General features: G+C 41.1%; 26 protein-coding genes. 2 read left to right on the top strand and 24 right to left on the bottom strand.

What is annotated here, in order from left to right; genetic code table 11:
- Positions 1 to 149: 149 nt before the first annotated feature.
- The 17 genes from topA to smc all read right to left on the bottom strand — a co-directional run bounded on the left by topA (position 150) and on the right by smc (position 18,152).
- Entirely contained in the window at positions 150 to 2,225 is a 2,076-nt protein-coding gene (topA, locus tag HM131_RS11840; protein ID WP_085029958.1) for a type I DNA topoisomerase, read from the bottom strand.
- Positions 2,226 to 2,396: 171 nt separating this feature from the next.
- Positions 2,397 to 3,275 (bottom strand): DNA-processing protein DprA, encoded by an 879-nt coding sequence (dprA, locus tag HM131_RS11845; protein ID WP_085029959.1) that lies wholly within the window; start codon positions 3,273 to 3,275, stop codon positions 2,397 to 2,399.
- Positions 3,276 to 3,356: 81 nt separating this feature from the next.
- Positions 3,357 to 4,259 (bottom strand): succinate--CoA ligase subunit alpha, encoded by a 903-nt coding sequence (gene sucD, locus HM131_RS11850; RefSeq protein WP_085029960.1) that lies wholly within the window; start codon positions 4,257 to 4,259, stop codon positions 3,357 to 3,359.
- An 18-nt stretch (positions 4,260 to 4,277) separates the two neighbouring features.
- Positions 4,278 to 5,438, bottom strand: coding sequence for an ADP-forming succinate--CoA ligase subunit beta (gene sucC, locus HM131_RS11855; RefSeq protein WP_085029961.1), 1,161 nt, complete (start codon positions 5,436 to 5,438; stop codon positions 4,278 to 4,280).
- A gap of 284 nt (positions 5,439 to 5,722) precedes the next feature.
- Entirely contained in the window at positions 5,723 to 6,502 is a 780-nt protein-coding gene (locus HM131_RS11860) for a ribonuclease HII (RefSeq protein ID WP_232324772.1), read from the bottom strand.
- A gap of 780 nt (positions 6,503 to 7,282) precedes the next feature.
- Complete coding sequence (ylqF, locus tag HM131_RS11870) at positions 7,283 to 8,122, bottom strand: ribosome biogenesis GTPase YlqF (protein ID WP_085029963.1); 840 nt, start codon at positions 8,120 to 8,122, stop codon at positions 7,283 to 7,285.
- Between the two features lie 10 nt (positions 8,123 to 8,132).
- Positions 8,133 to 8,681 carry a signal peptidase I gene (lepB, locus tag HM131_RS11875; protein WP_085031964.1) on the bottom strand — a complete coding sequence of 183 codons (549 nt, stop codon included), beginning with the start codon at positions 8,679 to 8,681 and terminating at the stop codon, positions 8,133 to 8,135.
- A 70-nt stretch (positions 8,682 to 8,751) separates the two neighbouring features.
- Positions 8,752 to 9,096 carry a 50S ribosomal protein L19 gene (gene rplS, locus HM131_RS11880; RefSeq protein WP_085029964.1) on the bottom strand — a complete coding sequence of 115 codons (345 nt, stop codon included), beginning with the start codon at positions 9,094 to 9,096 and terminating at the stop codon, positions 8,752 to 8,754.
- A 128-nt stretch (positions 9,097 to 9,224) separates the two neighbouring features.
- Positions 9,225 to 9,956 (bottom strand): tRNA (guanosine(37)-N1)-methyltransferase TrmD, encoded by a 732-nt coding sequence (gene trmD, locus HM131_RS11885; protein WP_085029965.1) that lies wholly within the window; start codon positions 9,954 to 9,956, stop codon positions 9,225 to 9,227.
- Positions 9,956 to 10,471, bottom strand: coding sequence for a ribosome maturation factor RimM (rimM, locus tag HM131_RS11890; RefSeq protein WP_085029966.1), 516 nt, complete (start codon positions 10,469 to 10,471; stop codon positions 9,956 to 9,958). The genes trmD and rimM overlap by 1 nt, the downstream gene beginning before the upstream one ends.
- 8 nt (positions 10,472 to 10,479) lie before the next feature.
- The gene (locus tag HM131_RS11895; RefSeq protein WP_085031966.1) at positions 10,480 to 10,866 is read right to left on the bottom strand and encodes a YlqD family protein; all 387 of its coding nucleotides are present in this window, start codon (positions 10,864 to 10,866) and stop codon (positions 10,480 to 10,482) included.
- A 65-nt stretch (positions 10,867 to 10,931) separates the two neighbouring features.
- Positions 10,932 to 11,159 carry a KH domain-containing protein gene (locus tag HM131_RS11900; protein ID WP_085029967.1) on the bottom strand — a complete coding sequence of 76 codons (228 nt, stop codon included), beginning with the start codon at positions 11,157 to 11,159 and terminating at the stop codon, positions 10,932 to 10,934.
- An 18-nt stretch (positions 11,160 to 11,177) separates the two neighbouring features.
- Positions 11,178 to 11,447: a 30S ribosomal protein S16 gene (rpsP, locus tag HM131_RS11905; RefSeq protein ID WP_085029968.1), complete on the bottom strand. Its 270-nt coding sequence runs from the start codon at positions 11,445 to 11,447 to the stop codon at positions 11,178 to 11,180.
- Between the two features lie 86 nt (positions 11,448 to 11,533).
- Positions 11,534 to 12,874 carry a signal recognition particle protein gene (ffh, locus tag HM131_RS11910; protein ID WP_085029969.1) on the bottom strand — a complete coding sequence of 447 codons (1,341 nt, stop codon included), beginning with the start codon at positions 12,872 to 12,874 and terminating at the stop codon, positions 11,534 to 11,536.
- 13 nt (positions 12,875 to 12,887) lie between these two features.
- Positions 12,888 to 13,217, bottom strand: a complete 330-nt coding sequence (locus tag HM131_RS11915; RefSeq protein ID WP_085029970.1) for a putative DNA-binding protein — start codon at positions 13,215 to 13,217, stop codon at positions 12,888 to 12,890.
- A 74-nt stretch (positions 13,218 to 13,291) separates the two neighbouring features.
- Complete coding sequence (gene ftsY / locus HM131_RS11920; RefSeq protein ID WP_085029971.1) at positions 13,292 to 14,572, bottom strand: signal recognition particle-docking protein FtsY; 1,281 nt, start codon at positions 14,570 to 14,572, stop codon at positions 13,292 to 13,294.
- A gap of 13 nt (positions 14,573 to 14,585) precedes the next feature.
- A complete protein-coding gene (gene smc / locus HM131_RS11925) occupies positions 14,586 to 18,152 on the bottom strand; it encodes a chromosome segregation protein SMC (protein WP_085029972.1) in 3,567 nt (1,188 codons plus the stop codon).
- Positions 18,153 to 18,352: 200 nt separating this feature from the next.
- Here smc and HM131_RS11930 point away from each other — a divergent pair, with 200 nt between their 5' ends.
- Together HM131_RS11930 and HM131_RS20685 are read left to right on the top strand one after the other, a co-directional pair.
- On the top strand, positions 18,353 to 18,580 hold the full coding sequence (locus HM131_RS11930; RefSeq protein ID WP_085029973.1) for a DUF1128 domain-containing protein: 228 nt from the start codon (positions 18,353 to 18,355) through the stop codon (positions 18,578 to 18,580).
- A 388-nt stretch (positions 18,581 to 18,968) separates the two neighbouring features.
- On the top strand, positions 18,969 to 19,109 hold the full coding sequence (locus tag HM131_RS20685; RefSeq protein ID WP_157130811.1) for a hypothetical protein: 141 nt from the start codon (positions 18,969 to 18,971) through the stop codon (positions 19,107 to 19,109).
- On the opposite strand, the gene rnc is transcribed toward HM131_RS20685, so the two are convergent.
- The 7 genes from rnc to recG all read right to left on the bottom strand — a co-directional run bounded on the left by rnc (position 19,106) and on the right by recG (position 25,790).
- Complete coding sequence (gene rnc / locus HM131_RS11935) at positions 19,106 to 19,798, bottom strand: ribonuclease III (RefSeq protein ID WP_085029974.1); 693 nt, start codon at positions 19,796 to 19,798, stop codon at positions 19,106 to 19,108. The genes HM131_RS20685 and rnc overlap by 4 nt on opposite strands.
- Positions 19,799 to 19,871: 73 nt before the next feature.
- Complete coding sequence (acpP, locus tag HM131_RS11940) at positions 19,872 to 20,105, bottom strand: acyl carrier protein (RefSeq protein WP_035546161.1); 234 nt, start codon at positions 20,103 to 20,105, stop codon at positions 19,872 to 19,874.
- Positions 20,106 to 20,277: 172 nt separating this feature from the next.
- Positions 20,278 to 21,018: a 3-oxoacyl-[acyl-carrier-protein] reductase gene (gene fabG / locus HM131_RS11945; RefSeq protein ID WP_085029975.1), complete on the bottom strand. Its 741-nt coding sequence runs from the start codon at positions 21,016 to 21,018 to the stop codon at positions 20,278 to 20,280.
- Positions 21,018 to 21,959, bottom strand: coding sequence for an ACP S-malonyltransferase (gene fabD, locus HM131_RS11950; protein ID WP_085029976.1), 942 nt, complete (start codon positions 21,957 to 21,959; stop codon positions 21,018 to 21,020). The genes fabG and fabD overlap by 1 nt, the downstream gene beginning before the upstream one ends.
- Positions 21,959 to 22,960, bottom strand: a complete 1,002-nt coding sequence (gene plsX, locus HM131_RS11955) for a phosphate acyltransferase PlsX (protein WP_085029977.1) — start codon at positions 22,958 to 22,960, stop codon at positions 21,959 to 21,961. The genes fabD and plsX overlap by 1 nt, the downstream gene beginning before the upstream one ends.
- A 15-nt stretch (positions 22,961 to 22,975) precedes the next feature.
- Positions 22,976 to 23,536 (bottom strand): transcription factor FapR, encoded by a 561-nt coding sequence (fapR, locus tag HM131_RS11960; RefSeq protein ID WP_085029978.1) that lies wholly within the window; start codon positions 23,534 to 23,536, stop codon positions 22,976 to 22,978.
- 217 nt (positions 23,537 to 23,753) lie between these two features.
- A complete protein-coding gene (recG, locus tag HM131_RS11965; RefSeq protein WP_085029979.1) occupies positions 23,754 to 25,790 on the bottom strand; it encodes an ATP-dependent DNA helicase RecG in 2,037 nt (678 codons plus the stop codon).
- Between the last annotated feature and the right edge of the window lie 2 nt (positions 25,791 to 25,792).

Consider the following 25,792-nt stretch of genomic DNA (forward strand, 5'->3'; position numbering starts at 1 on the left):
ATTTCATTTCCATGAACTGTCAAGTATGTAGACTTACCAAAGCGTAATTATAGCGGTCTTGTCGAAATGTGTCAATTCATATCTATTCAAAATAAAAAGAGCCACTGACTATTAGGTTAGTCAGTGGCTCATTCTTTTATAACAACGGATTACGATTGCGGTTCCTCTTTATAATCGCAATTGGTACATTGAATCTGTGTCCCTTTTTTGGACTTCTTCTCAACAAGCAGCGATTCACATTTCGGACATGGACGACTGATTGGCTTGTCCCATGATATGAAATCACATTCAGGATAACGCTCGCAGCCGAAGAACTTGCGATTTTTCTTACTTTTTCTTTCGACCACTTCGCCCTCGTTACACTTCGGACAAGTGACCCCTACTTTTTTCAGAATCGGTTTTGTATTCCTACAGTCCGGGAAATTCGAGCATGCAAGGAATTTGCCGTAGCGCCCCATTTTATAGACCATCTCATGGCCGCATTTTTCACAGTCAATGCCTGCTGGCTCATCCTTAATTTCGATTTCTTCCATTTCTTTCTCAGCTTTAGTTAAGCGTGGTTCAAAATCTTTGTAAAAGTCGCTGATAATCGATACCCATTCTTCTTTCCCTTCTTCAATAGCATCAAGATCGTCTTCCATTTCTTTCGTAAAGTCGACGTCTATAATTTCAGGGAAATAGTCTCTCAGCTGCTCTAAAACAATTTCACCCAGCTCCGTTGGGACGAATCGCTTATTATCGAGAGCTACATATCCACGACGCTGAATGGTGTCCAGCGTAGGAGCATATGTGGATGGACGGCCAATGCCTAACTCTTCAAGCGTTTTTACAAGTCTCGCCTCTGTATATCTTGGAGGCGGCTGTGTAAAGTGCTGATTAGGCTTGATATCTTCAGCCTTAACCTTCATACCTTCTTCTAAATAAGGTAGAAGCTTATCTTTCTCTTTTTTATTGTCATCTCTTCCTTCAATATACACTTTCATGAACCCTTTAAATTTCACTTCAGAGCCAGTAGCACGAAATTCTACACCCTCGTTATACAAATGTACAGTCATTGTATCAAGAACAGCCGGCGCCATCTGACTTGCTATGAAACGGTCCCAGACTAGCTTGTATAAACGATACTGATCCCTGGATAAGATGCTCTTCATTGCCTTAGGGTCTCTGTCAGCACCTGTTGGGCGAATCGCTTCGTGAGCATCCTGAGCTCCTTCTTGTTTCTTAGCGTCCTTCCTATACCCTAAGTACTCTTTACCGAAATTATTTTCGATATATTGTTTTGCATCTGCTTTAGCGGAATTAGATAGGCGTGTAGAGTCTGTACGCATATACGTAATCAAACCGGTAATTCCCTGTTTTCCACCTAAATCTATCCCCTCATACAGCTGCTGAGCAATCATCATGGTTTTCTTAGCCCGGAAGTTCAGCTTTCTAGCAGCTTCCTGTTGAAGAGATGAAGTTGTAAAAGGTAAAGAAGGATTTCGTTTTCTTTCTCGTTTGTTGACTTTATCTACAGAGAATTCTTTTCCACTCATCCGTTGTTGGATCGCTTTCACGTCATCCTCTGTTTTAAGATCCTGCTTTTTACCCTCAACGCCGTAAAAAGAGCCTTCGAACATCTCTTTATCTTTTAGAAAATCAGCTTCAATTGTCCAATACTCTTCTGGGACGAAATTTTTGATTTCGTTTTCACGGTCGATGATGATCTTAACAGCCACCGATTGGACACGACCAGCTGACAATCCTTTTTTTACTTTTTTCCATAGAATTGGACTGATGTTGTAACCGACAAGACGGTCCAATACACGCCGGGCCTGTTGGGCATCTACCAAATTCGAATTGATTTTCCTTGGTTGTTTGAAAGAATTCTTAATGGCTTCTTTCGTAATTTCGTTAAAAACAACACGACATTCGGAACGGTCGTCTATATCGAGACTGTGAGCCAAATGCCAGGCGATCGCCTCCCCTTCCCTATCGGGGTCGGCCGCAAGATAGACGCGCTTTGCTTTTTTAGCAGCAGTTTTCAATTCTTTTAATACTGGTCCTTTGCCTCGGATCGTAATATACTTCGGTTCAAATTCTTTTTCAACATCGACACCCATTTGACTTTTGGGCAAGTCACGGACATGTCCTAGTGATGCTTTCACTTTATATTTTTTTCCAAGATATCGTTCGATCGTTTTTGCTTTCGCAGGAGATTCGACGATTACAAGATAATCTGCCATGTAGGTTCCTCCCATAGAGGTTGTTTTCTTTTTTTATATTATTTCATTCATAAGATAAATCTTCCCCATTATTAAATACAATGAAACCGTTTGTCAAACATCATAGCTACATTGTGTGGGGTATTTTTTCCAATTACTAATCTAGACTTTAACACTTTTGAAACATTTTATTCAAATCTTTTCTTTCCAATCTTCTAAAATATCGTGATGCGAATGTACTAATTTAGCGCCATCATTGATCATCTTATGGCACCCTTCACTCATAGGATTCCCCGGTAGACCAGGCATGGCATAAACATCTTTTCCTTGCTCTAGCGCCTGATCAACTGTAATTAGGGATCCACTCTTTACTCTTGCTTCAACAACAAAGGTCCCACTGGTCAGTCCTGAAATAATTCGGTTTCGCTCTGGAAAATGAAATTTTTTTGCCGGACGGTCTGGAGGGTACTCGCTTAATACTAAATGCTTGCTAACCAATCGTTGATACAAGGCTATGTCATTCGTAGGATAAATATGATGAAAGCCTGATCCTAGCACAGCAATCGTAGTCCCATTGTAGGCTACCGCCAAATGATGAGCAAATTGGTCAACCCCTTGTGCCATCCCGCTGACTAACGTAAAACCTTCCTGAATGAGCGGAATAAGAATTTTTTTCATAGATGGATAAGCGTAAGAAGAAGGTTTTCTCGTACCGACCACACTTAAAGATGGAGAATATTCAAGAAGTTGCAGATTACCGACAGCATATAAGACAAGAGGAGGGTCGGGAATCGACCTTAGAAGGGGAGGATAATTGTTGTCGAATATAGTCAAACAGTGAATTTTTTGCAAAACAGTGTCGAGTTTCTTCATTATATTATAGTCATTTAAATAATTGTGGATCGCTGCTGCCCTAGACTCTTTAATTTTTGTTAATAAGGAGAGTGATCTGGGGGACAATGTAAAAGGGGAATGTAAGTGAGGATCTACCTGGAGAAGCTTTCGAATCAGTGCTCTTGTAACATTAGGTGAAGAGTGAAGCCGTATTAAATTTTCTCTTCTTTTAATCATAACTTACCTCTTTCCATAGAGGGAAAACCGTGCCCTAAACAGGCACGGCTATCCAACATCTTATATAGTATTTTGGGATTCTCAGTGGGTCTTACACTTATCAAAAAGACCTTCATTCTTTAATACATTTATGAGCGTTTCTCCCATTACAGAAGGCGTTTCAGCTACTTCAATACCACACTCATTCATCACGCGGATTTTTTCATCAGCCGTACCCTTACCACCAGAAATAATGGCACCTGCGTGGCCCATTCGTTTTCCAGGAGGAGCTGTACGACCACCGATAAATCCTACGACTGGTTTATTCATATTCTCTTTTACCCATTCAGCCGCTTCTTCCTCAGCAGTACCACCGATTTCACCAATCATAATAACAGCTTCTGTATCCTCATCTTCATTGAATGCTTTAAGTACATCAATGAAATCCGTACCATTAACAGGGTCTCCACCGATCCCTACAGCTGTAGACTGACCAATTCCAGCTTCAGATAGTTGATGCACAGCCTCGTAAGTTAAGGTACCAGAACGTGATACTACGCCCACATGACCTTTTTTATGGATATAACCAGGCATGATGCCAATCTTACATTCGTCAGGAGTGATGACTCCAGGACAGTTCGGTCCTACTAGACGAGTTTTCTTGCCTTCCATAAAGCGTTTTACTTTTACCATATCAAGAACAGGAATGTGCTCTGTGATACAAATAGCCAGGTCAAGCTCAGCATCCGTTGCTTCCATAATTGCATCTGCTGCAAATGGAGCGGGTACATAAATGACAGATGCATTCGCTCCTGTCTTTTCTACCGCTTGTTGTACGGTATTAAAAACAGGAATTCCTTCGACCTCTGTACCGCCTTTACCAGGAGTTACCCCTCCGACGATCTGTGTACCGTATTCAACCATTTGTTTTGTATGGAAAAGAGCTGTAGAGCCCGTAATTCCTTGAACAATAACTTTTGTGTCTTTGTTAATATATACACTCATCTGATTTCCCCGCCTTTCTTACTTGACTAGTTCTACGATTTTTTGAGCGCCTTCTGCCATCGAATCCGCAGAGGTGATATTCAACCCTGACTCGTCCAGGATTTTCTTACCTTGTTCAACGTTCGTACCTTCTAAACGGACGACTAACGGAAGTGTCAAGCCAATTTGCTTCGTAGCTTCAACAACACCTTCGGCAATGACATCACACTTCATAATACCTCCGAAGATATTTACAAAAATACCTTTAACGTTATCATCAGAAAGAATTATTTTGAATGCTTCAGTAACTTTCTCGGCTGTCGCCCCGCCACCAACATCAAGGAAGTTAGCTGGGTCACCATTATAGTGTTTGATGGTATCCATAGTCGCCATTGCCAAGCCGGCTCCATTTACCATACAGCCAATGTTACCATCAAGTGCAATGTAGCTTAGGTCATACTTGGATGCTTCTACTTCTTTTGGATCTTCTTCGTCTAAATCACGAAGTTCGGAGATATCTTTTTGACGGAATAAAGCGTTATCGTCAAAATTCAACTTAGAATCAAGTGCAAGCACATCACCGTCTCCTGTTGTAACTAGAGGGTTGATCTCCGCTACAGAGCAATCCTTTTTCACGAAAACGTCATAAAGTCCGAGCATGAATTTAACGGCTTTGCCCAAAGCCTCTTTAGGAATATTGATATTAAAGGCAAGACGGCGTGCCTGGAATGGTGTCAGGCCAGTAACCGGATCGATAACTTCTTTGAAAATTTTCTCCGGAGTTTCTGCGGCTACTTCCTCGATCTCTGTACCGCCCTCTTCAGATGCCATCATTGTAACTTTACTTGTCGCACGATCCAGTACAAGTCCGACATAGTATTCGCTTTGAATGTCGCAACCTTCTTCAATGAGTAAGCGCTTTACTTCTTTGCCTTCTGGACCAGTCTGATGGGTTACAAGTGTCTTTCCTAGTATCTCATCAGCGTATGTACGCACTTCATCAAGATTCTTTGCAATTTTTACTCCACCGGCTTTCCCACGTCCGCCTGCATGGATTTGCGCTTTGACGACTGTTACATCGCTACCTAATTTCTCAGCTGCTTCAACAGCTTCATCTACGGTATATGCGACGTGGCCATTTGGCACAGATACGCCAAAATCACGCATGATTTGTTTTCCTTGATACTCGTGAATGTTCATGTTTCATCCTCCCATCAATTTTCACTGCATGTTCATTGTATAAAAAAAAGTTAGCAATTGTCCATACTAAGGGCGGATATCTGTCGAAAAATTCAATAGATTGACGAGTTATTTATTATGTAAACTAAAATAAGGGGAATTTAGTCATCCCCTATCAAACTTTGCATTTGATATCTACCGATCACATGGCACATGCTTCTGGAATTTGGTGATTAATTTCAATACTACCGGAAATTTACAAGAGGTTATGCTACAAGTAGCGGTATTTCATGTTCAGAACCTACTTACTCACTCATAGTTATTAAATCTTTTACTGGAGCAAAGCTTCTTCGATGATACGGTGAAGGGCCATGAGTCTCTAAAGCTTCTAAATGCGCTTTCGTTCCATAACCTTGATTGGAGACAAACTGATACATAGGATATTTGCTATGAAGATCTGTCATCATTCGGTCTCGTGTTACCTTGGCTATGACACTAGCAGCCGCGATCGATACGCTCTTTTGATCTCCTTTTACAATATTTGTTTGAGATAAGGGTACATCTTCTAGAGTGACCGCATCAATGAGCAGGTGATCCGGTGTTTGAATAAGATTATTCACGGCTCGTTTCATGGCTAGCTTTGTCGCTTGATATATATTCAATCGGTCAATTTCTTCACTAGTTACAATTCCTCTTCCCGTATCAGCGATATTTATTATTTCTTCAAAAAATTGTTCTCGACGATCTAGAGACAATTTTTTGGAATCATTAAGTCCTTCTAAGTAAAAGCCTTCTGGCAATATGACGGCTGCGGCTACGACTGGACCAGCAAGCGGGCCTCTTCCTGCTTCATCAATTCCTGCAATAAAAGCTTTCCCCTTATAGTAACTTTCCTTTTCGTAGACCATCATTTCTTCGTACTGCTTTTTTAATTGGGCCTGTTTCATTTGGAGAGAATCATATTGACTGATCAGCTTCTGAACACCTTTTCTATCATCATTTCTCAATCGATCAATTTCCTCATGAGAAAATTGGGCCTGTTTCATTTTCTTTTTAATTTCTGTTATTGTCATCGTTCTAGTCATCTTTCTATCTCCCCATATATTTTTAATTTCAGCCAAACCGTTCGTTTATGTAATTACCATAAATAGCTTTTACTAATAAATCTGGTGAATAATAATTAACCGCATATTTCTATTACTTCCATTCAAGCCTCCTTTTCTTGAAGGCTTGAATTCAAGGCTGTTTCCGTTACCTTGTATTCTGGAGAGGTGTTCGGAGAAAAGGCTCGCTTTCCGCGGGGATGACGGCAAGTTTCCTCGTTCGCCAGGCTCTCTGCGGGGTTGCCAGCCATTCCATTCCCGCAGGAGTCTCCCCATCTCCCCTCCCACCTCACGTTTGTTTGACTAAACGGAAACGCTGTTATAGTGAAACTTTTCCTTATATAAAAAAAGCAATTAAAACCCATTGGAAGGCTATTTGTAGCTTTTCAAATACCTATTTGTAGAAGGTAATCGAGAATAACCTTCCCTTTGTTAATCTCCATTCGAATGGGTTCGTTAGCCTAATGACAGCTGGGATGGCTGGAAAATGACGAGACTCCCACGGGAGAAGGAGCTAGGCGAGATCCCAAAGGGAGCGCAGCGAACGAGGAAGCTTGTCAGTTCCCCCGCAGGAAAGCGAGTTATTTTCCAGACATCCCTAACATTATTACCAGTACGAACCCAAGTTATCTCGAAGTCGAGTCTTCCAGAATCCTGCTATTTAATGGAATAAACCATTATACAGCTACATCAATAATACCTAAAATTGAAACTATGAAAAAACGCAAGGTGGGTTTCCACATTGCGCTTGTTTAATAATTTTTATGGTCGTTCAAAGCTGATTAAGCCAAGTTTTCCTGTGCGTAAATCTTGCAATATCACATCAGAAACTTTTTCGAAATTTACATGGCCGCCACTTTCGAGACAACCGCGTTTTTTGCCAATTGTTTCGAAAGCATCCATGATATCATCATAGCTCTCAAAGTCATATCTGTCTTCTAGAAGTGAAGAGTAATGAGTTTGTAAATAATCTAGAACGTAAGCGGCCACATCCTCTTTCGGAAGAATTTGATCTTTAATCGTTCCAATTGAAGCTAAACGATATCCAACTTCTTCTTCTTCAAATTTCGGCCATAATATACCAGGGGTATCAAGAAGTTCAAATTCTTTCTTCACTTTTATCCACTGCTGCTTTTTCGTAACACCTGGCTTATCTCCCGTTTGTGCCATCTTTTTATTTGCGAGGCGATTAATTAATGTTGACTTTCCTACATTGGGAATGCCGATAATCATTGCTCGTGAAGGCCGAGGTCTAACACCTTTGGCTTTTAACTTCTCTATTTTTTCTTTTCCAAGATCCTTAGCCATCTGGACGACTTTTTGAATATCTTGTTTTTTGTTTGCTTCGATGGCGAGAGATGGCGTGCCTCTTTGTTCATTGTAACTAATCCATTCTTTCGTGACATTTGGGTCAGCCAAATCCTTTTTCATAAGTACTATCATCTTTGGCTTATCTTGCAAGATTTCATGAAGCATTGGATTTTGTGAGGACAAAGGAGCTCGAGCATCAACGAGTTCGATCACGAAATCAACGAGCTTCAGCTTCTCAGCCACTTCTCGTTTTGCTTTTGCCATGTGTCCTGGAAACCACTGTATGGTCATAAGGTGCCTCCTAATTGATAAATTCTATGCGATTCAATGGCCAGTAGGAAAGAATAGCTTCTCCGACGATTTGATCAGCGGGAATGACGCCAAGCATGCGACTGTCCGTCGAATTTGTCCGATTATCTCCTAATACGAGGAAGTGATTCTCTGGAACCTCTTCATATCCCCCAGGAAGCTCTTCAATCGTAAAGTCATCGGTCAGCATTTGCCCGGAGTCAACATGCTCTTTCTCATCCTTTAAAAAAGGTTCCGCCATTTCTTGCCCATTTATGTATAGCTTATCGTTTTTATATTCTACATGATCCCCGGGTAAGCCAATAACCCGTTTTATGTAATCTTTTTTTTCCGTTGCATGGAAGACGACTACCTCAAATCTTTCCGGAGATCCTAAAGTATAGTTAATTTTACTGACAATCAAATGATCACTGCTATGTAAGGTAGGTAGCATGGATGGCCCTTCTACCACCACCGGAGCAAAAAGGAAGACACGCACAACTATGGCTAAAACCGCTGCAATAACAAATGCTTTAATCCAATCCAACCACTGTTTCTTCATTACAATTCCCCATTCCCTTACAATGATTAGAAAAAAGGAGCTTGGCAAATGCAAGCTCCTTTCAACTAAATTAAATAATTTCTTTAATACGAGCAGCTTTACCGCGCAGGTTACGCAAGTAGTAAAGTCTCGCTTGACGGACTTTACCGCGGCGGGAACGCTCAATTTTAGCAATTCGTGGTGAATGCAATGGGAATGTACGCTCAACACCTACACCGTAAGTAATCTTACGTACAGTGAATGTTTCGCTAATTCCGCCGTTTTGACGCTTGATAACAACACCTTCGAATACCTGGATACGCTCACGGTTACCTTCGACAACCTTCACGTGTACTTTGACGGTGTCACCAGGACGGAAGTCTGGGTGATCCGTACGAAGCTGTTCTTTTGTAATGTCATGAATTAGTTGTTGCATCGTGTTTCACTCCTTTTGAACTAATGCTCTTGTCTACTATGAGGCAGCGGAACATCGTTTTCCGCTTAAACCGAACGTTTAAGCACAAAGATTAATATATCATAAACCGCTAGATTCCGCAAGGATCCTTAACGATTTTTCCACTCATTAATCCAAGCATTTTCCTTTGGAGAAAGCTCTCTATCCTCGAGTAAATCAGGACGTCGTTCGAATGTCCGTTTAAGAGACTGATAATGTCTCCATTCCTCTATTTTAGCATGATTTCCGGAAAGTAAAACATCCGGTACCTGATGACCTCTAAAATCTGCTGGTCTCGTATAATGAGGGTGTTCAAGCAGTCCGTCCGAAAAAGAGTCTTGTGGAGCAGACTGTTCATTTCCTAGAACACCTGGCAGAAGTCTTATTACAGAGTCCATCACAACCATTGTTCCTAGTTCTCCACCAGTTAAAACATAGTCACCGAGAGAGATCTCATCGGTAACAAGCTCTTGTCTAATTCTCTCGTCATATCCTTCATAGTGGCCACAAATGAATATGATATGTTCCTCTTTAGATAATTCTTCTGCTTTCTTTTGTGAATGGGGTTCTCCTTGAGGACACATGAGTACAACTCTTGGTTGTGATTCACTCTTTTGTTTAATATCTTCAATTGCATCGAAAATAGGCTGTGGAGTTAGGACAAGCCCTGCCCCTCCCCCATATGGATAGTCATCCACTTTATTATGTTTATTAGTTGTATAATCCCTGAAATTTACATAGCGGTAGCTGAACGCTTCTCGATCTTGGGCTCGTTTCATAATGGATGTATTTAACACTCCATCAAACATCTCTGGAAACAAAGTCAATATATCGATATGCATTAGTCTAACAGCCCCTCTATCGGATCAATGATAATCGTTTGTTGTTCTGTATCCACTTTTTTCACTACAGGCTCAATGTAAGGGAGGAGTAAATCTGACTGATTTTCTCGTTTGACGACCCAAACGTCATTGGCGCCCGGAGTCAAGATTTCCTTCACCTGGCCAATTTCTTCACCAGTATGCAAGTACACGGTACAGCCGATGATCTCATGAAAATAAAATTCATGTTCTTCTAATTCTTCCTGTGCATCCTCCGTGACCATCAGCATCCCATTTTTATACTTTTCCACATCGTTAATAGAAGGATGATCCTCAAAAGTTAGAAGATCGAAGCCTTTGTGGACTCGATGGGACCGTACAATTAACTCCTTAGGTTCTTTATTATCATTTACCCAATACAAAAGCTGGCCTGGTTGGAAACGTTCGTCAAAGTCCGTGATTCGCTGGACTTTCACTTCTCCTTTAATGCCATGAGTATTTATTATTTTTCCGACATTGAACATTTGTTTCTCCATGTCTATCCTTACCTCGCTCGTATGACTTTTCCATCCTGAATGACAATTTGTCTCTCTTCGATCAATTCCTGCCACGAATCGCCTTCATTAACTTCAATCAAAGCTTCTACTTCGTCAGTTTCAAGTTCACTGCCATTTGGGAGTACCTCTAACTGCTTTAGCTGATGTTCCGTCCACCGAATTTGATCCCTGCGTCGACTGATCTCTTTGGAGAAACGGCGTTCGACCTCAGTTTTAGAAACACCCGATTTTCGTTCTAGTTTTTTTTGCTCAAAAGATAATTGGCGGCACTCCTTATCTAATTGTGTACACCTTTCATAGAAACGCTCCTTTAATTGGGCACGGCTATCTTCAGTTAACACTTGTTTGACAGGGATTTTTCGAATGATTTGCATGGTCGCTCCGCCTCTCTGAATCATTTCTGAATGGTAAAAAAGGGAAAGGTTATCCCTCTCCCTTCTTACATGATATCCAGATAGATTCGTTTTTCTGAATCAGAGCCTGCCGCATAAACGACAGTTCGAATCGCCTTAGCAATCCTTCCGTTTTTACCAATCACTTTGCCAACATCGTCTGAGTGTACCGAAAGATGATAGGTAACCTTCTGTTCTTCCTCTTTTACATCCACGACGATATCTTCGGGGTGATCAACAAGCGGAGTGACGATTGTTTCAATTAAGGCTTTCATGATATCACCACTACTTTATTATTTGTTTTTCTTTTCGTGGAACTGCTTCATGATGCCTTCTTTAGAGAATAGGTTACGAACTGTATCACTCGGCTGAGCACCATTTGACATCCAATCCATAGCTTTTTCAGCGTCAAGCTTAACCTCAACAGGGTTAGAAACTGGATTATATGTGCCGATTTGTTCGATGATACGTCCATCACGAGGAGAACGTGAATCTGCTACTACTACACGGTAAAATGGGTTACGTTTAGATCCCATACGTTTTAGGCGAATTTTTACTGCCATATTTAACAACCTCCATATTTTTCTTAAATGTTTCACACAAATTTAGATTTTAGCAGAACTTCAATTGTGTGTAAAGGATTTTTCCATTACATAAAAGGAAAATTCATTCCTTTGCCTTTTTTGCCTTTAGTGTTACTCATTTGTTTCATCATTTTCTTCATTTCCTCGAACTGTTTCAATAGTCGGTTGACTTCTGAAACTGATGTTCCAGATCCTTTCGCAATTCGCTTTTTACGACTTGCATTCATCACGGAAGGGTCGACGCGTTCTTTCTTCGTCATCGATTGAATAATCGCTTCCACATGTACGATTTGTTTATCATCGAAGGAAACGTTTTTCAACCCCTTCATTTTATTTGCTCCTGGAATCATATTGATCAGTTCGTCCAATGGCCCCATGTTCTTCACTTGATCCATTTGGTCAAGGAAATCTTCGAACGTAAAGGATGCTGTTCGCATCTTCGATTCGAGTTCTTTTGCCTGTTTTTCATCGACTTGGGTTTGAGCTTTTTCAATTAGAGTCAGCATATCTCCCATACCGAGAATACGTGAAGCCATCCGTTCTGGGTGGAATGCCTCCAATTGGTCAAGTTTCTCTCCCATACCAGCAAATTTGATCGGTTTACCGGTCACAGCTTTAATGGATAAGGCAGCACCACCACGGGTATCGCCATCAAGCTTCGTAAGCAGAACGCCTGTTACGTCAAGCTGTTCATCGAAGCTTTGAGCCACGTTTACTGCATCTTGTCCTGTCATTGCATCAACAACGAGGAAAATTTCATCAGGCTGAACAGCTTCTTTGATACGCTGCAATTCACCCATCAATCCTTCATCGACGTGCAAACGTCCAGCGGTATCAATGATCACATAATCATTGTGTTCTTCTTTCGCTTTTTCAATTGCATTCTTAGCGATGTCAACTGGATCCGCCTCCGTTCCTTCCGCATGAACAGGCATACTCAGCTGTTTTCCTAAAGTCTGCAATTGTTGAATGGCCGCAGGCCGGTAAACGTCAGCTGCCGCTAGAAGCGGCGTACGGTTATAATTTTTCCTTAAAAGGTTAGCAAGCTTTCCGGTCGTGGTTGTTTTACCGGCACCCTGTAAACCGACCATCATAATGACTGTCGGTGGACGTTTTGCAACAGCAATTCTGCTTTCATCGCCGCCCATTAATTCTGTCAATTCTTCTTTAACCACTTTGATCACTTGCTGTCCTGGGGTCAAGCTTTCCATGACCTCCTGACCGATTGCACGTTCGCGTATACGTTTAACAAAGTCTTTAACCACTTTAAAGTTAACATCGGCCTCAAGGAGGGCGAGACGAACTTCTCGACTCATCTCTTTCACGTCTTGTTCGGTTACCTTCCCTTTGCCTTTAATTCTTTTCATCGTTTCCTGCAAACGGTCGGATAAACCTTCAAATGCCATCCAAGGAACCCCCCTATTCTAATTCTTGTAGTTGCGTAACCCACCGGCTGAATTGCTCCGAATACTTTTCCTTTTCTAATTCAGCTTCCATATCGCGTAACACCTGCTGGCGTTCTTGAAACTTTTCATAGAGATGAAGCTTTTTTTCATATTCTTCAAGCATTGTCTCTGTTCGGCGAATATTATCATAAACAGCTTGACGAGACACATCAAACGTCTCTGATATTTCACCTAAAGAGTAATCTTCAAGAAAATACAACTCCATATAGTTTCTTTGTTTAGGAGTTAATAACGACTGATAGAAATCAAATAAATAATTTACTCTTGTCGTTTTTTCAAGCACAGTTAAGCACTCCTTGTTAAGTGAAATACCTTTACATGAGAATACTAACGGAGTCTTAGGTCTCGTGTCAAGGTCTAATCCTCATTTTCTTCATCTTCATAGTCTTCGATCATGTCTGCAAACAGTCCATAGACAAAAGCATGGGCATCAAATGTTTCCAAGTCTGTCACTTTCTCACCAAGCCCGACCAATTTCACTGGAATATCCAGCTCATTACGGATGGCTAGTACAATTCCGCCTTTCGCTGTTCCATCCAACTTGGAAAGTACAATACCTGAGACATCGGTTGCTTCTGAGAAAGTTTTCGCTTGGCTCATAGCATTTTGTCCAGTGGTAGCATCCAATACAAGCAGAACTTCATGAGGTGCACCAGGGACTTCTCTTTCAATGACACGTTTAACTTTGGAGAGCTCATTCATCAGGTTGACTTTATTTTGAAGGCGTCCAGCGGTATCGCAGATTAGCACATCTGCATTTCGTGATTTGGCTGATTTAATTCCATCAAAAATTACTGCGGCGGGATCACTTCCCTCGCTATGCTTGATGGTATTAACCCCTACACGGTCGCCCCAGGCTTCAAGCTGATCGATTGCACCGGCACGGAATGTATCACCGGCTGCTAATGTAACCTTCTTACCTTCAGCTTTCAAACGATGCGCGAGTTTACCAATTGTCGTCGTTTTACCAACACCATTCACTCCAACAAATAGATAAATGGTCAACCCGTCTGGATTTTCATTCAAGCCTTCCACATCTCCAGCTTGATCATCTCCATAATAGATCTCAACCAGCTTTTCAGAGATTACTTCTTTTACTTGCTTTGTATCCTTAATATTTCTACGCTTGACTTCCATCTCAAGCTCATCAATCATTTCCATTACTGTATTGACGCCCACATCTGCAGAAATTAATACTTCTTCGAGTTCTTCGAAAAAGTCTTCATCGACAGTGCGGTAACGGGCTACAAGGTCATTAATTTTAGTAGAAAAAGAATTTCTTGTTTTAGCTAATCCACGCTTGAATTTAGCAGCAATTGAATCTTCTTCCTCTTCTTCCACAGGGAGTGCATCAACCTCTTCATCTTCGCTCTCATCTGTGACCGTGTTTTCTTCATCTTCTACTTCATCTGTGAAGATGTCTTCTTTGTAATCATCTTCTTCCTGTGGAAACTCTTCTTGCTCATCCAAAGGAACTTCCGTTTCACCTTCTAGAGGGAGTTCCTCTTTGTTCTCCCCTTCCTCATCATCGAGTTCATTTTGTTCCTCTGATTCTTTAAGTTCTTCTTCTTGCTTTTTATCTTCACTCAAATCAAAATCTTTCACAAACTTCTCTTTTAATTTCTTAAAAAAGCTCATCTACTCTTCCTTTCTATGCTTCAAGTAATTCGGGCGTTTCTTCCAAGCGGACGGAAACAAGTTTTGACACCCCTGACTCCTGCATGGTCACTCCATAGAGTACATCCGATTCTTCCATCGTCCCTTTTCTGTGGGTAATCACAATGAATTGTGTTTTTGCGCTGAATTCCTTTAAGAAGCGAGCAAATCGGTCAACGTTCGCCTCATCCAATGCTGCTTCTACCTCATCAAGCACGCAAAATGGAACTGGTCTCACTCTAAGGATAGAAAATAATAAGGCAATTGCCGTCAAGGCTCGTTCCCCACCTGAGAGAAGGCTGAGATTTTGAAGTTTCTTTCCTGGAGGCTGAGCTACGATATCGACCCCTGTTTCTAACATATTTTCTGGTTCCGTCAATTGAAGGTCAGCCTTTCCTCCTCCAAATAGGTCGCGAAACACTTCACCAAATTCATTACGAATTTTTGTAAAGGTATCCGTAAAACGTCTGTCCATTTCTCCATCCATTTCATTAATGACAGTATGGAGAGTTTGTTTAGCTTCAAGAAGATCGTCCTGCTGGCCTTTCAAAAAGTCGTACCTTTCTACGATACGATCATACTCGTCAATTGCACCTAAATTCACTGTACCTAATTCTTCAATAGATCGTTTAATCAATTTTACTCGAGTGGATGACTGTTCAATATCGTCAACAGGAGGATATTCACTTTTTGCCCGTTCGAAAGTTGTCACATACTCTTCCTGTAGATAATTCAGCATATTCTCAAGCTCAACATCAAGGCGGTTAGCCTTAACCTCTTTTTGTTGAATATCCTGAATAAAATTCTGATGATTGCGCTTCTGCTCTTTAAGAATACGCTCAGCTTCCTGTATTTCCTGACCATATTGATTACGTTCTTTTCTTCGATCTTGTATTAGAGCAGAAGTGGTTTCTTTTCTTTGTTTTGTTTCGTTTATCGCTTCAACAAGCTCTTCTTCCGTCTGATTCGAATCAACTAATTCAATCAATTGCTTGTAGGCTTTACGATTTTCTTCAAGGCTGTGATTAATACCAGCAAGTTCTTCACTATATCTGTCAGCTTTTTCTTGCTGATTTCTGACAGCAGAATCTTGTTCAGCCAATTGAATTTGCAACTCATTTTTACGTTTTTGCAGATTCTCTACATCTAATTTTTGTCGATCTTTTGCCTCGGTTAATTCTGAAATTTGTTGTTGAACAGATTCCAGTTCTTCCCCAAGCTTAGCTAAGTCTTTATCTAACTGTTGGAGTTGTTCCCCCGCCTGACTTCGGTCTTTATCATATTGGGCCTGATCTTGGTCAAATAATTGCAGTTGATCATTCAAATGATCCAGCTTAAGCTGATACTCACGAACGTTCGACTGCTTTTCATATTCATTAGTTTTGACATCGGTTAGTTCTTGTTCCAATTCATCTACTTTGCGCTGTTGTTCAGTAATAGTCCGTTTTAAAGTTTTCACTTTCTCTTCGACATCTTTAGTTTTTACGTCGAACTCTTGGATTTTACTGCTTATGTCTTGAAGTTCTTTTTCTCTTGTAAAAAGCGATTGATTAGATTTCTTTTGTCCTCCACCAGACATAGAACCTCCTGGATTGACTACGTCTCCGTCTAACGTTACGACCCGATATTTACGGTTTAAAAACCGAGCAATAGCGTTGGCATCTTCTAACGTCTCAGCGATCACAATGTGTCCAAGCAAGTGCTGAATCGCTTTCTGATAAGCTGAATCAAACTCTACTAAATCCACAGCAATACCTACAAAACCATTCTTCTCTTGAAGTCCAGCAGCCGCTTGCCCATAAATAGAACGGGGCTGAATAGCGGTTAGAGGCAAAAAGGTGGCTCGTCCTTTATGATTAGATTTCAACCAGTGGATGGCTTGTCTGCCAGTCATCTCGTCTTTAACAACGATATGTTGCGCCTGAGCCCCTAAAGCCGTCTCAATCGCTGTAAGTAAGTTATTTGGGATGTCGATTAATTCTAGTACCGCTCCTTCAACACCTTGAAGCTGACCTCTTTGTCTTGCTTTGAGTATTTCACGGACTCCTTGGAAATAACCGGAAAAATCTTCTTTCATATCCTCCAGCATTTCTTTTTTTGATCGCATTTTTTCTAAGTACTGATACCCTTTATACAGCTTCTCCTGCCAATCTTGGTAGGATTCCGCGTTACTGTTTAAATTTTGCTGTAGTTGTTTGAGTTGTTCTTCTCTTTCTGTTCTTTCTGATGAAATTAATTGCAATTCTTCCTTCAACTGCTGCAATGTCATCTCAAGCTGATGACGTTCTTCTCTTAGATCTTTGAATTTATCTACCTGATGGTCTTTTTTATAACTAATCTGTGACAGCTGCTTATCTAATAACTGCTTTTCATTCCTTTTTGCTGCTTGGTCATTTAATAGATCGATGTAGTCGCTTTTTAAATCCTCGATCTTGTCTTCGATCATTTGAATATCTTTGCTTAAAGCATCGTTTGTTTGATGTAATTCATGTTTCGTATGTTTTCTTTTGTCTTTTGTTTCTGCCAGCTTTTCAGATTCTTCCTTCGCCACTTGTTTTAATTGCTGCCATCTTTTTGAGAGATCTTCATATTCCTGTTCAAGTTTAGATTTATTTTCTTCGTAGTGCTTATGACGTTCTTTCATAAGCTCTTTCTTACCTTCTAAGTTCTCCAATTCTCTAGTGAGAACCAACAAAGTCTCTTGCAAGTCTTCAATCGATTCATCGAGGGCTTGCATATTATCTCGTTGTTCTTCCACAGATGTCTCTTTTATATCTATTTTCGCATGCAATTCTTTTTCCTGTCTTTTAACTACTTCCAAATCTGCAAGTAATTGCTGCCACTCTTCGTGCAATTGTTCAATCTGAGTAACAAGCAGCGAAATTTCCACTTGTTTGAGATCTTCTTTCTTTTCTAAATAATCCCTGGCGACAGCAGCCTGCTCCTTCAGCGGTTCGAGTTGACCGTCAATTTCATAAATAATATCTTCAACTCTGTTCAAGTTCTCTTGTGTTTCTGCCAACTTGTATTCTGCTTTTTTCTTTCGCTGTTTATATTTTAAAACTCCTGCCGCCTCCTCAAAGATGGAGCGGCGCTCTTCGGCTTTCGAACTTAAGATTTCTTCAACTTTCCCTTGACTGATAATGGAAAATGCTTCACGTCCTAAACCTGAATCCATAAATAAGTCAACGATATCCTTTAGCCTGCAGGCCTGATTGTTAATGTAAAACTCACTTTCACCAGAGCGGAAGACCCTTCTGGTTACACTGACCTCTTGATAATCGAGAGGAAGAGTCTGATCCTTATTATCCAAAGTCAAAGTAACTTCTGCCATGTTCAGAGGACTTCTAGAATCACTTCCCGCAAAAATAATGTCTTCCATCTTAGTTCCACGAAGGGAGCGGGCAGATTGCTCGCCTAGCACCCAGCGAATAGCGTCGGTTATATTACTTTTTCCGCTGCCATTCGGACCGACGACCGATGTAACTCCTGAGACGAAATCTACGGTTACACGTTCGGCAAACGATTTAAATCCTACTGTATCCAATTGTTTGAGGAACATATTCATCCTCCTGTATTTTCACAAATCTTTCTAACATCTAACTTATATATTCTATCATAATCCCCTACTATACGGTAGGAACCAACGTCATCCTTTTGATGACTAACAGTGACTTTTTAAGATTAGGGTTTTAAAAAAGTGTAAAGTATCTTATCATATGTACTAGCGCAAAAAACAGGATTTGCTGAGGAGGATATACGTTGAGTTTAGAACAACCTACACAAGAAAATCTTGAAACGATCATTCATGATATGGCTGAAAAGCTTCAAGTCGTGAACCGCTCTATCATGGATCCAGAAGATTATGACTTGGCTAAATATGAGGAGATCAAGTCATTACATGATATTATCCAAATGAAAGGTCAGCTGAGTGTTTCTGAGATTCAGGCTTTTGTTCAAGAACTGGGTCAGTATAGAAAAGATTCTTAAGTTTTTCTCCAAACCTTCAAGGCATAAAGTCTTGAAGGTTTTTTCATTCCATGAAGCTGACAATTGTTTTGGAGCACTAGCGCTTATTCAATAATCTAGCAGTATTCTGGGAAACTTGATTTCGATATGTATGTGGAAGTTTAGGGGCGCAGGGGAAGGATTCGTCCAGCTGCATCGCCCAGACACTCGCGTCATAAGCAGGAAATCAACGGAATGAAAAAAACACATTCCTTGTGATTTTCTGTTTATGCGAATCGTGTCTACCAGGGCGATTGCGCATTTGACCAATTTCCTGTGGGGGAACTGGCGAGCTTCCTCGGGCTTTCGCCCTGTGGGATGAACATGCAAGATGAGACTCCGGAAAACGAAGTTTGAGGAGGCTCAACACATGCCCACGGAAAGCGAACCGTTTTCCCATCCACCATCACTCACATTAAAAGTCTCGAAACTGAGTCTTCTGGATAAAGATGCTTATACAGAGAAAAAGATCGCCCAAAACCGTTTTTGTGGTCTGAGCGATCTCATTTAAGAAATTGCACCATGGTTCTCCAAAGCTTGTTGAGCTGCCTTCTGTTCAGCTTCTTTCTTTGTTCTGCCGATACCAATTCCGCCGGTTTCTCCTTGAATCCTCACATGAGCGATAAACTCTCTACTGTGGGCTGGCCCTCTCTCTTCAACAATCTCGTATTCAATCTTGCTGTTTTTGTCTCGTTGAATGAACTCTTGCAATTGACTCTTGAAATCCATCGCATGAGAAAAAGCACCTTTTTTAACTTTAGGATACACATAAGACCTTAAAAATTGGACGACTGTCTCGAATCCCTGGTCAAGGTAGAGAGCCCCTATAAAGGCCTCAAATACATCTGCAAGAAGTGCTGGACGGTTTCTTCCCCCAGTCATCTCCTCCCCTTTTCCTAAGAGGATCAGTTCCTGAAAATTTAACTCATTAGCGAATTGCACAAGGGAAACTTCACAAACGATTGATGCTCGGAACTTGGTCAGTTCTCCCTCTGCCATATCAGGAAACTCTCGATACAAGTATTGGGATACGCCTAACTCTAATACTGCATCTCCCAAAAACTCGAGTCGTTCATTGTCTTCACGGTCGGTTTTACGATGCTCATTCACATAAGATGAATGTGTGAAAGCTTGTTCCAGTAACGAAACATCATTGAACTGGATATTTATATTGTTCTGAAAACTGGAAAAATCACCCATAATTCACCTTGTCCTTTACTGCAAATTTAAAATAGGAAAGGCTGCCTGCGAGATGCAGGCAGCTATTGAAGTATTACGATACGCTGTTTATGTAGTTCACAGCGTCGCCTACTGTATTGATTTTTTCAGCTTCTTCATCAGAGATTTCCATATCAAACTCGTCTTCCAGCTCCATTACAAGCTCTACTACGTCTAAAGAGTCTGCTTCTAAATCTTCTTTGAAGGAAGCTTCCATTGTTACTTTAGATTCATCAACGTCTAATCGATCAACGATGATCTGTTTTACTTTATCAAATGTTTCTGCCATTGGAACTTCACCTCCCTTCAGTAATTATAGTAAAAGTTTTTATAAAAGCGCAAGAGTCCCTTAAAAATAGGGTTTTCCTCACTTCCTACATCTAGATAAAAGACTTATTGTACTGCGCTTTCGCATTTCCTTTCTATTTCATCGCACAGATCCTCGTGCCATGAATCAACATTTACATCACCATGCCGCCGTCGACATGAAGTGTCTGACCTGTCATGTAGTTGGCATCTTCAGATGCTAAAAATCGCACGACTCTAGCAACGTCTTCAGCTTCTCCCAGTCGGTTAAGTGGAATTAATGACAGCATTTGCTCTCGCTGATCTTCTGTAAGTGCTTCTGTCATATCAGTAGTGATGTATCCAGGTGCTACCGCGTTCACTTGAATATTTCTTGACGCAAGCTCTTTTGCGTTTGACTTCGTCAAACCAATGACACCTGCCTTTGCTGCTACATAGTTTGCTTGTCCCGGGTTCCCGGATACGCCTACGATAGAAGCAACATTTACAATACGTCCGTATTTCTGTTTCATCATTTGACGTGTTACGCCTTTAGTGCACAAAAAGACACCTTTCAAGTTCGTGTTAATGACCGCATCAAACTCTTCTTCCTTCATTCGCATAAGCAGATTATCTTTAGTAATTCCGGCATTATTAACAAGAATATCTAAACGCCCAAATTCATCCACGACCGTTTTTATCATGCGTTTTACGTCGTCTTCTTTGGCCACATCCGCCTGGATTTTTATGGCAACTCCACCTGAGTCTCTAATCTCTTGCACGACTGCCTCAGCACGGTCCTCGCTCCCCGCATAGTTGACGGCAACTTTTGCTCCCTTTGAAGCCAGCTCAATTGCAATAGAACGACCGATTCCACGGGATGCCCCTGTAACAAGGGCTACTTGATCTTGTAACATTACGAATCCTCCTTATACCACTGAATGAAATCTTGTAGAGTTTCTGGATTCTGTACGTTGAATGTTTTCATTCTACGCTTCACTTTTCGGACAAGTCCGCTAAGCACTTTCCCATGACCAACTTCGATGATTGCGTCAACATCCTCTTCCACAAAGGCTTCTAAGATCTGCTGGAAACGAACTGGAGAATACAGTTGTTCAACGAGCAGTTTCTCAATGGTTTCAGCCTCTATAACAGGAGAGGCTGTCACATTAGCATAGACAGGTACCTCCGCATCACGTACTTCTGTTTTGGATAAATGGTCAGAAAAGTCAGCACTCGCAGGCTTCATTAAGCGTGAATGGAAAGGTCCACTGACATTAAGTGGAATTACACGTTTTGCTCCCGCTTCATTTAATTTATCAGATGCTTCTTCTACACCTTGCTTTGTTCCTGAGATGACAATCTGACCAGGACAGTTAATGTTTGCGAGGTCTACAGCCAGCTCTCCATCGAAGTCCTTGATTACATCCTCGATATTTTCCTGATTTAAGCCAAGAACTGCTGCCATAGTTCCTTTGCCTGTTGGGTAAGCCTCTTCCATTAACTTTCCTCGCAAGTGGACGAGTTTAACTGCTTCTAGCGGATCAAGGGACCCTGAAGCTACGAGGGCACTGTATTCTCCCAGACTGTGCCCAGCAGTCATACTTGGTGTAACACCTTGTTCTTTCAATACTTGGTTGATGGCCACACTATTCAATAAAAGAGCCGGCTGCGCATTTTCTGTTTTAGTCAACTCTTCTGCAGGTCCTTCAAACATCAATGTAGTCAAAGAAAAACCGAGAGCTTTATCTGCTTCATCAAATAATCTTTTTACAGAAGGATAAGCCTCATACATTTCTTTGCCCATTCCTACTTCTTGTGATCCTTGCCCTGGAAAAACAAAAGCAGTTCGTTTCATTATTTCTCCTCCTTCTGCTGCATATCTTGCAAAGTATTTGAAATCGTTGAAGTCACATTCAATTCAATCATTTGACATGCTTGGCGGATCGCGTTGAATACAGCACGTTCATTTGAGGATCCATGTGCTTTAATTACGGGAGAGGCTAATCCAAATAAACCGGCTCCCCCATATTCAGAATAATCAAGTTGGTCTTTTAACTTTCTTAAATCATTTTTAGCTAAACCAGCTGCGATCTTTGTTTTGAAATTACTCATGAACGTTTTTTTCATCATGGAAAACATCGTCATTGCTGTTCCTTCAATTGTTTTCAATGCTACATTTCCTGTAAAGCCATCAGTTACAACAACATCTGCAACTCCATCTAGTAAGTCGCGGGCTTCTACATTTCCGATGAAATGAATCGGTGCATCCTTCAATAACTGGAAAGCTTTTTTTGTTAAATCACTTCCCTTTCCATCTTCGGTGCCCACATTTAATAGCCCTACACGTGGACGGGAAATATTTCGGACATTTTCCGCGTAAATCGATCCAATTACACCATATTGCAGTAAATGTTCTGGCTTCGCATCTACGTTTGCCCCCACATCTAACATTAAAAAACCTTTCCCATCCTGGGTAGGAAGCGTAGGACTTAAGGCTGGCCTGTCAACTCCATTCATACGGCCGACTACAAACAAACCGGCACTCATCAAGGCTCCAGTATTTCCGGCTGATATACAACCATCGGCACGTCCTTCTTTTACCTCGTTAGCCATCAGCACCATCGATGAGTTTTTCTTCCTCCTTACTGCTCTTACCGGCTCATCCTCTGAAGTAATCATTTCTGTTGTATGTAGAACTGTGATATTATTCTGACCGCTTAATAGTGGGTTAATCTTTTCCTCATCCCCAACAAGGGTAATTTCAAGATTTTTGATCGTTTCAGCAGCTTTCACTGCACCTTTGACGATTGCTTCAGGAGCATTATCCCCACCCATAGCATCTATGGCAAGCCTCATCTCTTACAACTCCTTTTACTGATTGGAACGATACATATGAAACGTTCCAGAAAAAACTTCCTCATTTTCGACAAAACTTTGCACTTGCACAATTGTTTGCCCACGTTCGTCTTCTCCTTTGACTGCTGCTTTAGCAACAACGCGCTCTCCAAGTTTCACTTGTCTCGAAAATTGGATACTGGAACGAGCTGTTAATGCAAGTTCATCGTTGATGACCGCAACAGCAAGGGAATTGGCTTGTGCAAACAAATGATGACCTCGAGCAATATTATTTCGAGAGAAAACATGTTCCGGCTTAATATCTAAAATGGAAATTGCCCGTTCATCAAGTTCTAAGTCTACAACCTCTCCGATTACTTCCTCAATCGGCAAGGCTTTGACCGTTTCATTCCATTCCTGAGTAGCTACTGACTTTATCCGTTCCCTAAGCTCAGGTATGGACATTTCCATCCGATCCAGGCGGATGGTTTGAATGCTAACCCCGAATCGTTTGGCTAATTCTTCGTCTGTAATAAAAGGCGAATCTTCGATTGTTTTTTTAAGTTCCTCTTGCCTTACTTTTTTTGTCTTTTTCATCGTGGGCTCACCGTCCGTATAATCATCAGCACGAAGCTTTATGACTAGGTACTAATAGTAATATATAATACCAAGAAAAATTTCGCAAGGATTGACTGAAAACTTGATTGTTCAGGCACTATCCATAAGGGGATGATCATACGGTTTCGACAAGCTGAGATACGTATATTCCCTTAGAACGGAACTTTACAATACACGATCAGATAGAACCATTTGTTTAATCCAAAACATCTCCTAGCAGCCTTTCATCCTCATAGACTTTCTCCTTCAAAGATCTGTATCTCTCATCTCGGTCTAATGATTCGTTAAAAATCATCTCAGCAGCATCTTTTCTAGCTGTTTCTAATGCTCGATAATCATGAACCATATCTCCGACTTTAAACTCCGGCATACCACTTTGCTTCTTACCAAAAAAGTCACCAGGACCTCTAAGCTTCAAATCCTGCTCAGATAACTCAAAACCGTCGCTTGTCTCTGTCATGATTCTCATTCTTTCTTTGCCGACATCCCCTTTCGGATCCGCAAGCAATATACAGTAACTTTGTTCGGATCCTCTTCCTACACGTCCTCTTAATTGGTGAAGCTGAGACAGACCAAACCTTTCAGCATCATAGATGACCATTACTGTGGCATTTGGAACGTTCACACCTACCTCTACAACTGTTGTGGAAACTAAAACTTTCAGCTCGTTGTTTGCGAATTGCTGCATCACTTGCTCTTTTTCGTCATTGTGTAATCGACCATGCATCAATCCAACAGGAATATCAGGTTCATAAACCGTGGATAACTGTTCATAAAGTTCTACCGCATTTTGGATATCCAATTGATCAGATTCTTCAATGAGTGGGCAGATCACATACGCCTGATGACCTTTATCAATTTCCTTTTGGATAAAAGATAAAACACGCTCCGTCATTTGCCCTTTCACCCAATAGGTTTCTACTGGTTTGCGTCCTGCCGGCATCTCATCTATGACGGAGACATCCATATCGCCAAAGGCTGTAATCGCTAACGTCCTCGGAATAGGCGTAGCCGTCATAAACAACACATCCGGGTTCAGCCCTTTATCTCTTAAAGCTCTCCGTTGATTCACCCCAAATCTATGCTGTTCATCTACAATTACAAATCCTAAATCTTTAAAATGCACCTCATCCTGAATCAATGCATGGGTGCCAATCAAAATATCTATTTCACCTTTCTGAATGCTCTCCAAAATCTCTTTGCGGCGTTTACCCTTAATTGAACCAGTCAATAATGCAACTTTAGCGCGTCCATTAAACAATTCTTTTAAAGAATGATGATGCTGTTCTGCGAGAATTTCCGTCGGTACCATAAGTGACCCTTGCTTACCTGAAGTGATCGATGCATATAGGGCGATAGCAGCAACGGCTGTTTTTCCTGACCCTACATCACCCTGCAATAGACGATTCATTCTGTGAGGACTTTTCATATCTTTGAGAATTTCTGCAAGCGACCTTTTTTGTGCTTGGGTTAGCTCAAAGGGCAGAGATTGAACGAAGCTTGTAAGCTTATCATTATCATATTCCTGCGCATTTCCTGTTGTAGCTTCTCTATGTTGCTTTCTCAGAATTTGCATTTTCAATTGGAAAAGTAGAAATTCCTCATAGATAAACCGTCGCTTTGCATGCTTTAATAAAATTCTTGTTTCAGGGTAGTGCATCTGCTTTATTGCACTAGTTCGATCAGGGAGTTTATAAGATAGCTGTAAATCCTCCGGAAGAATTTCTGGCACTTCATCTCCATACTCATCTAAAGCGGTTTTGATAATTTTCCTTAGCCTCTGTAGAGCCACTCCTTCTTTCAATTGATAGACAGGCTGAATAGGCTCCTGACTCTTAGCTTCGCCTTTTTTGAATTGACTGACTGTAATTTGCAATCGCTGCTGATCCCATTTCCCCGTAATTGTGACGGTATCTCCAGGGTTCAATTGCTTTTTTGCAAAAGCTCTGTTGAACATCACAGCTTTAACCGCAAACTGTTCAACCTGTAACGTAAACGTCAACCGAGATTTTTTTCTACCAAAATAGCTAAGGGAAGGCTCAGAAGCAACCTTCCCCTCAATCGTAGCTTTTTCATTATGAGCCAACTCCGTTAAAGGCTTTGTTTCATAAGAGTCATAGCGGAAAGGAAAATAAAACAATAAATCCTCTACCGTAAATAGACCGAGATCGTTTAGGTGTTCTTCAAATTTTTCTCCGACTCCTTTGATTTCGCTAATCGATTGGCTTAACACGA

The sequence above is a fragment of the Halobacillus mangrovi genome (genome assembly GCF_002097535.1).
Classification (GTDB): domain Bacteria; phylum Bacillota; class Bacilli; order Bacillales; family Halobacillaceae; genus Halobacillus; species Halobacillus mangrovi_A.

Excerpts from the sequence above, each read along its gene's own strand:
- topA (WP_085029958.1), bottom strand. The coding sequence starts at position 2,225 with ATGGCAGATTATCTTGTAATCGTCGAATCTCCTGCGAAAGCAAAAACG.
- dprA (WP_085029959.1), bottom strand. The coding sequence starts at position 3,275 with ATGATTAAAAGAAGAGAAAATTTAATACGGCTTCACTCTTCACCTAAT.
- sucD (WP_085029960.1), bottom strand. The coding sequence starts at position 4,259 with ATGAGTGTATATATTAACAAAGACACAAAAGTTATTGTTCAAGGAATT.
- sucC (WP_085029961.1), bottom strand. The coding sequence starts at position 5,438 with ATGAACATTCACGAGTATCAAGGAAAACAAATCATGCGTGATTTTGGC.
- HM131_RS11860 (WP_232324772.1), bottom strand. The coding sequence starts at position 6,502 with ATGACTAGAACGATGACAATAACAGAAATTAAAAAGAAAATGAAACAG.
- ylqF (WP_085029963.1), bottom strand. The coding sequence starts at position 8,122 with ATGACCATACAGTGGTTTCCAGGACACATGGCAAAAGCAAAACGAGAA.
- lepB (WP_085031964.1), bottom strand. The coding sequence starts at position 8,681 with ATGAAGAAACAGTGGTTGGATTGGATTAAAGCATTTGTTATTGCAGCG.
- rplS (WP_085029964.1), bottom strand. The coding sequence starts at position 9,096 with ATGCAACAACTAATTCATGACATTACAAAAGAACAGCTTCGTACGGAT.
- trmD (WP_085029965.1), bottom strand. The coding sequence starts at position 9,956 with ATGCATATCGATATATTGACTTTGTTTCCAGAGATGTTTGATGGAGTG.
- rimM (WP_085029966.1), bottom strand. The coding sequence starts at position 10,471 with ATGGAGAAACAAATGTTCAATGTCGGAAAAATAATAAATACTCATGGC.
- HM131_RS11895 (WP_085031966.1), bottom strand. The coding sequence starts at position 10,866 with ATGCAAATCATTCGAAAAATCCCTGTCAAACAAGTGTTAACTGAAGAT.
- HM131_RS11900 (WP_085029967.1), bottom strand. The coding sequence starts at position 11,159 with ATGAAAGCCTTAATTGAAACAATCGTCACTCCGCTTGTTGATCACCCC.
- rpsP (WP_085029968.1), bottom strand. The coding sequence starts at position 11,447 with ATGGCAGTAAAAATTCGCCTAAAACGTATGGGATCTAAACGTAACCCA.
- ffh (WP_085029969.1), bottom strand. The coding sequence starts at position 12,874 with ATGGCATTTGAAGGTTTATCCGACCGTTTGCAGGAAACGATGAAAAGA.
- ftsY (WP_085029971.1), bottom strand. The coding sequence starts at position 14,572 with ATGAGCTTTTTTAAGAAATTAAAAGAGAAGTTTGTGAAAGATTTTGAT.
- smc (WP_085029972.1), bottom strand. The coding sequence starts at position 18,152 with ATGTTCCTCAAACAATTGGATACAGTAGGATTTAAATCGTTTGCCGAA.
- HM131_RS20685 (WP_157130811.1), top strand. The coding sequence starts at position 18,969 with ATGCCCACGGAAAGCGAACCGTTTTCCCATCCACCATCACTCACATTA.
- rnc (WP_085029974.1), bottom strand. The coding sequence starts at position 19,798 with ATGGGTGATTTTTCCAGTTTTCAGAACAATATAAATATCCAGTTCAAT.
- acpP (WP_035546161.1), bottom strand. The coding sequence starts at position 20,105 with ATGGCAGAAACATTTGATAAAGTAAAACAGATCATCGTTGATCGATTA.
- fabG (WP_085029975.1), bottom strand. The coding sequence starts at position 21,018 with ATGTTACAAGATCAAGTAGCCCTTGTTACAGGGGCATCCCGTGGAATC.
- fabD (WP_085029976.1), bottom strand. The coding sequence starts at position 21,959 with ATGAAACGAACTGCTTTTGTTTTTCCAGGGCAAGGATCACAAGAAGTA.
- plsX (WP_085029977.1), bottom strand. The coding sequence starts at position 22,960 with ATGAGGCTTGCCATAGATGCTATGGGTGGGGATAATGCTCCTGAAGCA.
- fapR (WP_085029978.1), bottom strand. The coding sequence starts at position 23,536 with ATGAAAAAGACAAAAAAAGTAAGGCAAGAGGAACTTAAAAAAACAATC.